Origin of the sequence: Streptomyces sp. NPDC059668, assembly GCF_042734135.1 — a bacterium.
Classification (GTDB): domain Bacteria; phylum Actinomycetota; class Actinomycetes; order Streptomycetales; family Streptomycetaceae; genus Streptomyces.
Map to the genome: position 1 here is coordinate 67172 of NZ_JBHWEL010000042.1, position 7772 is coordinate 74943.

Consider the following 7772-nt stretch of genomic DNA (forward strand, 5'->3'; position numbering starts at 1 on the left):
TGCGGCTGAGGCCCTCAGACTCTCGCCCAACCCGCGCCCTCCCGCCGCCTAGCGACTCGCCCCCGCGCGGCCCCCCCCCCCCCCCCCGCCCCCGCCCCCCCCCCCCCTCGCCCGTACCCAAACCCTCATCAAGGGCGAGAACGGCATCGGTACGGTCCGCAAGACCACCCTCCCCGGCGGCCTGCGCATCGTCACCGAGACGCTGCCCTCCGTCCGCTCCGCGACCTTCGGGATCTGGGCGCACGTCGGCTCCCGCGACGAGACGCCGACCCTGAACGGCGCCACCCACTACCTGGAGCACCTGCTCTTCAAGGGCACGAGCCGCAGGTCCGCCCTGGACATCTCGTCCGCCATCGACGCCGTCGGCGGCGAGATGAACGCGTTCACGGCCAAGGAGTACACGTGCTACTACGCACGCGTGCTCGACACCGACCTCCCGCTCGCCATCGACGTGGTCTGCGACATGCTGACCGGCTCGCTGATCGAGCAGGCCGACGTGGACGCCGAGCGCGGTGTGATCCTCGAAGAGATCGCGATGACCGAGGACGACCCGGGCGACTGCGTGCACGACCTGTTCGCGCACACCATGCTCGGTGACACCCCCCTCGGCCGCCCGGTCCTCGGCACGGTCGACACGGTCAACGCCCTCGGCGCCGACCGCATCCGGCGCTTCTACAAGAAGCACTACGACCCGACCCACCTGGTCGTGGCCTGCGCGGGCAACGTCGACCACAACAAGGTCGTACGCCAGGTCCGTGCCGCCTTCGAGAAGGCGGGCGCCCTCCGGGAGGCCGCGGCCGAGCCGATCGCCCCGCGCGACGGCCGCCGGGCCATCCGCACCGCAGGACGCGTCGAGCTGCTCGGCCGCAAGACCGAGCAGGCCCACGTCGTCCTCGGCATGCCGGGCCTCGCCCGCACCGACGAACGCCGCTGGGCCCTGGGCGTCCTCAACACCGCCCTCGGCGGCGGCATGTCCTCCCGCCTCTTCCAGGAGGTCCGCGAGAAGCGCGGTCTGGCCTACAGCGTGTACTCGTACACCTCGGGCTTCGCCGACTGCGGCCTCTTCGGGGTGTACGCGGGCTGCCGGCCGAGCCAGGTGCACGACGTGCTCAAGATCTGCCGCGACGAGCTCGACCACGTCGCCGAGCACGGACTGTCGGACGACGAGATCGGCCGTGCCATCGGCCAGCTCCAGGGCTCCACCGTCCTCGGCCTGGAGGACACTGGCGCGCTGATGAACCGTATCGGCAAGAGCGAGCTGTGCTGGGGCGAGCAGATGTCGGTCGACGACATGCTGGCCCGGATAGCGTCGGTCACCCCGGACGAGGTCCGTTCGATCGCCCACGACATCCTGGGACAGCGGCCCTCGCTCTCGGTCATCGGCCCGCTCAAGGACAAGCAGGCGTCCCGTCTGCACGAAGCGGTCGCGTAAATCCCGTCTCTGTTAGGAACGAAGCAATGAGCAAGCTGCGCGTGGCGGTCCTCGGTGCCAAGGGCCGGATCGGGGCGGAGGCGGTACGAGCCGTCGAGGCCGCCGAGGACATGGAGCTGGTGGCCGCGCTCGGCCGGGGCGACCGACTGGAGACCCTCGTCGACTCGGGCGCCCAGGTCGCGGTCGAGCTGACCACGCCGGACTCGGTGATGGCCAACCTCGACTTCTGCGTCCGCAACGGCATCCACGCGGTGGTCGGTACCACGGGCTGGACCGAGGAGCGCCTCGCACAGCTCACCACGTCGCTGGCCGAGTCGCCGGAGACCGGGGTGCTCATCGCCCCGAACTTCTCCATCGGCGCCGTACTGACCATGAAGTTCGCCGAGATCGCCGCTCCGTACTTCGAGTCCGTCGAGGTCATCGAGCTGCACCACCCGAACAAGGTGGACGCGCCCAGCGGCACCGCCACGCGCACCGCCCAGCTCATCGCGGCGGCCCGGGAGCGGGCGGGCAGCGCCCCGCAGCCCGACGCCACAGCCACCGCGCTGGACGGTGCCCGCGGGGCGGACGTCGACGGTGTGCCGGTGCACTCGGTCCGGCTGCGCGGTCTCCTCGCCCACCAGGAGGTCCTGCTCGGCGGCGAAGGCGAGACCCTCACCGTCCGCCACGACTCACTGCACCACAGCAGCTTCATGCCGGGGATCCTGCTCGGCGCCCGCCGCGTGGTGAACACGCCGGGCCTCACCTTCGGCCTGGAACACTTCCTGGACCTCGGCTGAGCCGAGGAACGGGCACGGACGGACACCCAAAGACACCGACCGGCGCCGACCGGCGCCGACCGGCACCGACGGACCCTGACGGACACGGACACCTGGCAGACATGCGCGCGAAGATCACCTACGCCGTCACGGCGGCCGTCCTGGTCGTCTACTTCGTCCTGGTCGGCAGCCGGGGCGTGCTGCTCATCCAGAACGGCACCCTGATCACCGTCACCTTCGGCATCGCGGTGCTGATCCTGCCGGTCATCGGTATCTGGTTCCTCTGGAAGAACACCCAGTTCGTGCGCAAGGCGAACCGGCTCGCGGCGGAGCTCGACGCCGAGGGCGGACTGCCGGTCGACGAGCTGCGGCGGACCGCCGGCGGCCGTATCGACCGCGACTCGGCCGACGAGGTCTTCGCCAGGCGCAAGGCCGAGACCGAGGACGCGCCCGAGGACTGGCGCAGCTGGTTCCGCCTCGCCGTCGCCTATCACGACGCCCGGGACACCCCGCGCGCCCGCAAGGCGATGCAGCGGGCGATCGCCCTGCGCGAGGGCAGGCCTCCGGCGGAGGCCTGAGACGACGCCCGCGGCCCCGACGCTCCCGCGCCGGGGGCAGGGAGCGGGAGACACGGCGAAGGGGCCGGTCCGCGAAACGCGGACCGGCCCCTCACGTGTGCCTACGGTCCGAGGACTCAGCCCAGCCGGTACTCGTCGGCCCAGACCTCGACGGCGTCCGCCGCCCGGTCGAAGGCCTCCGTACGCGCCAGGAAGTCGGAGTTGTGCGAGGTCAGCAGCGGCGGTACGGCATCGGCCGCCCGGTCCCTGCGCACCAGGACCAGCGCCTGCCCCTGCACCGTGCGCGGCAGCCCGAGCCAGCGCACCGGCTGCTGGACGGTGCGTACGGCGACGACCTGCTGCCAGGGCGCGGTACTGGTGGTGAGGAAGCCCACGCGGCGCAGCCCGCGGGCACTCACCCACACGCCCATCCGCAGCAGCCGCAAGGCGCTGAGGACGACGATCACGGCGACGAGCAGACAGACCACGGCCGCCGAGCGGCTTCCGGCGAACGCGGTGATCACGGTGGCCACGAGCACGTAGGACGCGAGCAGCAGGATCAGCGCGGCGAAGGCCACCCGCCACGGCCCGGGCCGGTAGGGGCGGCGCCACTGGTCGCGGTCGTCGAACGGCAGGGCGACGTCGTCCGCCGCCTCGTCAAAAGCACGGTCCGCCGTAAGGAAGGGCAGGGGCACGACTGTTCCTCACTCAATCCACGCATGGGCTATGCCCGGTGAGGCTATCGAGCCGGGTCCCCGCTCACCACCCTCGGGGGTCCGGAAGGGTCGGGGGCCGGGAGGCGTCAGCGGCCGTCCGACGCCTCGGAGTGCTGCGTGTGGGCGGGCGACGGGTCCTGCGACAGGGCGGGCATGCCGAGGATCAGGGACCCTACGAGCCCGGCGACCAGGGTGAGCCCGGTGAGCCACCGTCCGGCTATCTGGCCGGCGGAGGCCCGCTCACGCGGTGGGGGAGTGACGTTGCTGCGGAAGTTGTCGGCTTCGGCGATGAAGGCGAAGGGTACGGGCTCGCGCCGACGGAACATGGGAACTGCGTCTCCTCTGGAGTATCGAAGGAATCTCCTTCACCGATACAGACGTACGAACGCCCTCTTTGGTGCCCAGTTTCGCCGACTTCATTGCGGCAAGGCCCGAACGCCCTGGTATCGGCGCCCCGTAGAGTGGCGGCGTTAAGAGCTGTGATGGGAAGGACCCTCCGAACCGTGACCGAAACCCCCGCCGACGATCTCAAGATCGACCTCCGCAGCGACGTCACCGTCGAGCTGGTGAAGCACTCCGCGGCCGACTCCGACGTGCTGTTCGCCGCCCGTGTCTCGACCGCCGGGGAGCAATCCCTGGACGAGATGGGCAAGGACCCGGAGCGCTCGAAGGGGTTGATCAACTACCTGATGAGGGACCGGCACGGCAGCCCCTTCGAGCACAACTCGATGACGTTCTTCATCAGCGCCCCGATCTTCGTCTTCCGCGAGTTCATGCGGCACCGCGTGGGCTGGTCCTACAACGAGGAGTCCGGCAGGTACAGGGAGCTCCAGCCGGTCTTCTACGTCCCGGACGTGTCGCGCAAGCTGGTCCAGCAGGGCCGGCCCGGGAAGTACGTGTTCGTCGAGGGCACCGACGAGCAGCGCGAACTCGTCGCGGGCGCCATGGAGGACTCGTACCTCGCGTCGTACCGGACGTACCAGGAGATGCTCGCCGCCGGTGTCGCCCGCGAGGTGGCCCGCGCCGTCCTCCCGGTCGGCCTCTTCTCGTCGATGTACGCCACCTGCAACGCGCGCTCCCTGATGCACTTCCTCGGCCTGCGCACCCAGCACGAGCTCGCCAAGGTCCCGTCCTTCCCGCAGCGGGAGATCGAGATGGTCGGCGAGAAGATGGAAGCGGAGTGGGCCGGGCTCATGCCGCTCACGTACGCGGCCTTCAACACCAACGGCCGGGTGGCGCCGTAGCGCGCTCCCCCGCGCCTTCCGGCACAGATGTACGGATCAGCCGAGCGAGGTGTCCGTATTGCGGCATTTCGAGAAGTTCATCTAGCCTGATCAAACGGACCCGGCACTGCTTGAACCCCCGAGCAGGCAGTGCCGGGCTCCGCATTTGTCGTAGTTTGTCGTGTCCCCCAAGGGCAGACCCCGCCCTGAGCAGCGAGTAGCGTGTTACCCATGGCTCCGACCTCCACTTCGCAGACCCCCTTCGGACGGGTCCTCACCGCCATGGTCACGCCCTTCACGGCGGACGGCGCACTCGACCTCGACGGTGCCCAGCGGCTCGCCACCCACCTGGTGGACGCGGGCAACGACGGCCTGATCGTCAACGGCACCACCGGTGAGTCGCCGACCACCAGCGACGCGGAGAAATCGGATCTCGTACGAGCCGTGCTGGCGGCGGTCGGCGACCGTGCCCACGTCGTCGCGGGCGTCGGCACGAACGACACCCACCACAGCATCGAGCTCGCCCGGGCCGCTGAGAAGGCCGGCGCTCACGGCCTGCTGACCGTCACGCCGTACTACAACAAGCCCCCGCAAGAGGGCCTGTACCGGCACTTCTCGGCCATCGCCGACGCGACCGAACTGCCCGTGATGCTCTACGACATCCCCGGCCGCAGCGGCGTACCGATCAGCACCGAGACGATCGTCCGCCTGGCCGCCCACCCGCGCATCGTCGCGAACAAGGACGCCAAGGGAGACCTGGGCCGGGCCAGCTGGGCCATCGCCCGCTCCGGTCTCGCCTGGTACTCCGGCGACGACATGCTGAACCTGCCGCTGCTCTCCGTGGGCGCGGTCGGCTTCGTCTCCGTCGTCGGCCACGTCGTCACCCCGGAGCTGCGGGCGATGCTCGACGCCTACGTCGCGGGTGACGTGCAGAAGGCCACCGAGATCCACCAGAAGCTGCTTCCGGTCTTCACCGGCATGTTCCGCACCCAGGGCGTCATGACGACGAAGGCCGCGCTCACCCTCCAGGGCCTGCCCGCCGGACCGCTGCGCGCCCCGATGGTCGAACTGTCACCCGAGGAGACCGCCCAGCTCAAGATCGATCTTGCTGCCGGCGGGGTACAGCTCTAAGTACAGACTTCACAACTGAATAAGCACGACCACGCAGGCCAGTGGCCTGCACCCCACACAGACAACAGCTACTGCACGAACGTCATGCACGCCACGTGCCTTGCCAGGTACGTGGCGTGTGTGGTGAGGAGAGTCTTTTGAGTCATCCGCATCCCGAACTCGGCCCGCCGCCCAAGCTTCCCCAGGGGGGCCTGCGGGTCACCCCGCTCGGCGGCCTCGGTGAAATCGGCCGGAACATGACCGTCTTCGAATACGACGGCCGCCTGCTGATCGTCGACTGCGGAGTGCTCTTCCCCGAGGAGGAGCAGCCCGGAATCGACCTGATCCTGCCGGACTTCACGTCCATCAGGGACCGCCTCGACGACATCGAGGGCATCGTCCTCACGCATGGCCACGAGGACCACATCGGCGGGGTCCCGTTCCTCCTGCGTGAGAAGCCGGACATCCCGCTGATCGGCTCCAAGCTGACCCTCGCGCTCATCGAGGCGAAGCTCCAGGAGCACCGCATCCGCCCCTACACGCTCGAAGTCGCGGAGGGCCACCGCGAGCGCATCGGCCCCTTCGACTGCGAGTTCGTCGCGGTCAACCACTCCATCCCGGACGCCCTCGCGGTCGCCATCCGCACCCCCGCGGGCATGGCGGTGCACACCGGCGACTTCAAGATGGACCAGCTCCCGCTGGACGGCCGTCTCACGGACCTGCACGCGTTCGCGCGGCTGAGTGAGGAAGGCATCGACCTCCTCCTCTCGGACTCCACGAACGCCGAGGTCCCCGGGTTCGTCCCGCCGGAGCGCGACATCTCGAACGTGCTGCGCCAGGTCTTCGCGGGCGCCAGCAAGCGCATCATCGTGGCGAGCTTTGCCAGCCATGTGCACCGCATCCAGCAGATCCTGGACGCGGCCCACGAGTACGGCCGCAGGGTCGCGTTCGTCGGCCGTTCGATGGTCCGCAACATGGGCATCGCGCGGGACCTGGGCTATCTGAAGGTCCCGCCGGGCCTCGTCGTCGACGTCAAGACGCTGGACGACCTCCCGGACCACGAGATCGTCCTCGTCTGCACGGGTTCGCAGGGCGAGCCGATGGCCGCGCTGTCGCGCATGGCCAACCGCGACCACCAGATCCGCATCGTCCAGGGCGACACGGTGATCCTGGCCTCGTCGCTCATCCCGGGCAACGAGAACGCGGTCTACCGCGTCATCAACGGCCTGACCCGCTGGGGTGCCAACGTCGTCCACAAGGGCAACGCCAAGGTGCACGTCTCCGGTCACGCCTCCGCGGGCGAGCTGCTGTACTTCTACAACATCTGCAAGCCGCGGAACCTGATGCCGGTCCACGGCGAATGGCGGCATCTGCGCGCCAACGCCGAACTGGGCGCGCTCACCGGCGTGCCGCACGACCGCATCGTCATCGCGGAGGACGGCGTCGTCGTCGACCTCATCGGCGGCAAGGCCAAGATCTCCGGCAAGGTGCAGGCCGGTTACGTGTACGTCGACGGCCTCTCGGTCGGCGGCGTCGGCGAGCCCGCGCTCAAGGACCGCAAGATCCTCGGCGACGAGGGCATCATCTCGGTCTTCGTGGTGATGGACTCCAGTACGGGCAAGATCACCGGCGGTCCGCACGTGCACGCCCGCGGTTCGGGCATCGAGGACTCCGCCTTCACGGACGTCGTCCCGAGGATCACCGAGGTCCTCGAACGCTCGGCCCAGGACGGCGTGGTCGAGCCCCACCAGATGCAGCAGCTCATCCGCCGCACGCTGGGCAAGTGGGTCTCGGACAACTACCGCCGCCGGCCGATGATCCTGCCGGTCGTCGTCGAGGTCTGACCCCCTCGTACGCGTCAACCCGGAGCGGGGGGGGGGGGGGGGGTTTTGGGGGGGGGCCGCCCCCGCCGGTTTTGTAGTCCCCGGCCAGCGGGAACCGGCGCCCAAGCGGGGCGGGGGGCACCCCCCCCCGGC

General features: G+C 69.8%; 8 protein-coding genes. 6 read left to right on the top strand and 2 right to left on the bottom strand.

Annotation, left to right across the window (positions count from 1 at the left end):
• Positions 1-127 precede the first annotated feature (127 nt).
• The 3 genes from ACFV2J_RS26580 (at position 128) to ACFV2J_RS26590 (ending at position 2768) form a co-directional block, all read left to right on the top strand.
• Positions 128-1432 (top strand): M16 family metallopeptidase, encoded by a 1305-nt coding sequence (locus ACFV2J_RS26580; RefSeq protein WP_385094833.1) that lies wholly within the window; start codon positions 128-130, stop codon positions 1430-1432.
• 26 nt (positions 1433-1458) lie between these two features.
• Positions 1459-2211 carry a 4-hydroxy-tetrahydrodipicolinate reductase gene (gene dapB, locus ACFV2J_RS26585; RefSeq protein ID WP_385094827.1) on the top strand — a complete coding sequence of 251 codons (753 nt, stop codon included), beginning with the start codon at positions 1459-1461 and terminating at the stop codon, positions 2209-2211.
• Positions 2212-2312: 101 nt separating this feature from the next.
• The gene (locus tag ACFV2J_RS26590) at positions 2313-2768 is read left to right on the top strand and encodes a hypothetical protein (protein ID WP_385441008.1); all 456 of its coding nucleotides are present in this window, start codon (positions 2313-2315) and stop codon (positions 2766-2768) included.
• Positions 2769-2884: 116 nt separating this feature from the next.
• Here the strand turns inward: ACFV2J_RS26590 and ACFV2J_RS26595 are convergent, their stop codons facing one another.
• Positions 2885-3442: a hypothetical protein gene (locus ACFV2J_RS26595; RefSeq protein ID WP_385096210.1), complete on the bottom strand. Its 558-nt coding sequence runs from the start codon at positions 3440-3442 to the stop codon at positions 2885-2887.
• Between the two features lie 107 nt (positions 3443-3549).
• On the bottom strand, positions 3550-3789 hold the full coding sequence (locus tag ACFV2J_RS26600; RefSeq protein WP_153288251.1) for a hypothetical protein: 240 nt from the start codon (positions 3787-3789) through the stop codon (positions 3550-3552).
• A gap of 177 nt (positions 3790-3966) precedes the next feature.
• On the opposite strand from ACFV2J_RS26600, the gene thyX reads away from it, so the two are divergent.
• The 3 genes from thyX to ACFV2J_RS26615 all read left to right on the top strand — a co-directional run bounded on the left by thyX (position 3967) and on the right by ACFV2J_RS26615 (position 7640).
• Positions 3967-4707 carry an FAD-dependent thymidylate synthase gene (gene thyX, locus ACFV2J_RS26605; RefSeq protein WP_385096207.1) on the top strand — a complete coding sequence of 247 codons (741 nt, stop codon included), beginning with the start codon at positions 3967-3969 and terminating at the stop codon, positions 4705-4707.
• 210 nt (positions 4708-4917) lie between these two features.
• Positions 4918-5817: a 4-hydroxy-tetrahydrodipicolinate synthase gene (gene dapA, locus ACFV2J_RS26610; RefSeq protein WP_153288249.1), complete on the top strand. Its 900-nt coding sequence runs from the start codon at positions 4918-4920 to the stop codon at positions 5815-5817.
• A 137-nt stretch (positions 5818-5954) separates the two neighbouring features.
• The gene (locus ACFV2J_RS26615) at positions 5955-7640 is read left to right on the top strand and encodes a ribonuclease J (RefSeq protein ID WP_168530515.1); all 1686 of its coding nucleotides are present in this window, start codon (positions 5955-5957) and stop codon (positions 7638-7640) included.
• Positions 7641-7772 lie beyond the last annotated feature (132 nt).

Coding starts and splice junctions, on each gene's coding strand:
- dapB (WP_385094827.1), top strand. CDS start 1,459: ATGAGCAAGCTGCGCGTGGCGGTCCTCGGTGCCAAGGGCCGGATCGGG.
- ACFV2J_RS26590 (WP_385441008.1), top strand. CDS start 2,313: ATGCGCGCGAAGATCACCTACGCCGTCACGGCGGCCGTCCTGGTCGTC.
- ACFV2J_RS26600 (WP_153288251.1), bottom strand. CDS start 3,789: ATGTTCCGTCGGCGCGAGCCCGTACCCTTCGCCTTCATCGCCGAAGCC.
- dapA (WP_153288249.1), top strand. CDS start 4,918: ATGGCTCCGACCTCCACTTCGCAGACCCCCTTCGGACGGGTCCTCACC.